At 62.3% G+C, this 1,266-nt stretch carries 1 protein-coding gene; it reads right to left on the reverse strand.

Going from position 1 to position 1,266, the window contains the following annotated elements; translation table 11 throughout:
- Window positions 1-313: 313 nt before the first annotated feature.
- Complete coding sequence (locus EN969_RS31550; protein ID WP_063169953.1) at window positions 314-1,105, reverse strand: cyclase family protein; 792 nt, start codon at window positions 1,103-1,105, stop codon at window positions 314-316.
- Window positions 1,106-1,266 lie beyond the last annotated feature (161 nt).

Below are 1,266 nucleotides of genomic sequence, written 5' to 3' on the forward strand. Positions count from 1 at the left end.
GGCGGTTGCTCTTTGCTTGCGGGCAGTGGAGTTCAATCGCGTGGAATTGCGCTCTACGGCGCCCCCCTCTGGCCTGCCGGCCATCTCCCCCTCTTGGGGGGAGATTGGCAGCTTCGGCGCCCCACTCAATCCTGCAACGTCGCAGATTGGCGAAAACCATTGTGAAGGCCAATCTCCCCCCTTGAGGGGGAGATGTCCGGCAGGACAGAGGGGGGCGCCGTAGGGCGCTAGCGCTACAAGCCTGCCACCCTCTACCTGCCATCAACCCGGTTTCGCCTTCTCGCATGATCTTCTCCCGAAGACCCACCTCGCTTTATTGCTTCGACACCAGCGCCAGCGCGCGAATCGGGCTGCCGGTGCCGTGCTCGATCTTGAGCGGCGCCGCGATCAGGATGGCGCCCTTCGGCGGCAGCTGGTCGAGGTTGCAAAGGCTGGCGAGACCGTAGCGGTTGGCCTTGTGCATCAGCGTGTGCGCCGGGAATGGCGGCTCCATGCCACCGGCCTTGCCGGCATCGGTGCCGATCGTCTCCGAGCCCCAGCCCTTGATGTCCTTACTGATCAGGAACTGGATGGCTTCGGCCGTCGGGCCGGGCGTGTGCGGACCGGTCTCGTTGGCGTTGAGGAACTCGGCTTCCGAGCCGTTGCGCTTGTACCAGTCGGTGCGCATCACCACCCATTCGCCGGCATTGATCGCACCGTGCTTGGCTTCCCAGGCCTTGATGTGGTCGACGGTGAGCAGGAAATCGGGGTCGGCGGCGGCTTCCTTCGAACAGTCGATGACATTGACCGGGCCGACGAAATTCTGCGCCGGAATGGTGTCGGTGGCGCCGTCCGGATAATCCTTGCCGCTGATCCAGTGCTGCGGCGCGTCGAAATGCGTGCCCGAATGTTCGCCGAGCTTCAGCCAGTTCCAGGCCCACCACGGACCGTTCTTGTCGTAACGGGAGATGTTGTGGATCTCGACCTTCGGCGTGTCGACGGCGAGTTCCGGCGGCAGCTTGATCAACGGCGTGTCCGGCCCGAGCGGCGCCGACAGGTCGACCACCTTGATGGCGCCTGAAAGAAGCTGGCCGGCGACTTCGCCGAGGAGTTTTTGCGTGTCCATGGTTTGAAGTTCCCTCTTTCGTGTGATGATCAAGGCTCGTCTCGGCCCTTAATATCCTACTAGACGAAAACATATGCATCTGCAATTATCTTTAAGCATAAAGGAAATGGGGACGGGGCGTGAGCGAGTTCGACGCCATCTTTGTCGGGGCGGGCCACAAC

Source organism: Mesorhizobium sp. M7A.F.Ca.CA.003.01.2.1, assembly GCF_003998945.1.
In the GTDB taxonomy this organism is placed as follows: Bacteria; Pseudomonadota; Alphaproteobacteria; order Rhizobiales; family Rhizobiaceae; genus Mesorhizobium; species Mesorhizobium ciceri.

Bases quoted from the DNA above. Each gene is read 5' to 3' on its own strand.
- EN969_RS31550 (WP_063169953.1), bottom strand. From the start codon at position 1,105: ATGGACACGCAAAAACTCCTCGGCGAAGTCGCCGGCCAGCTTCTTTCA.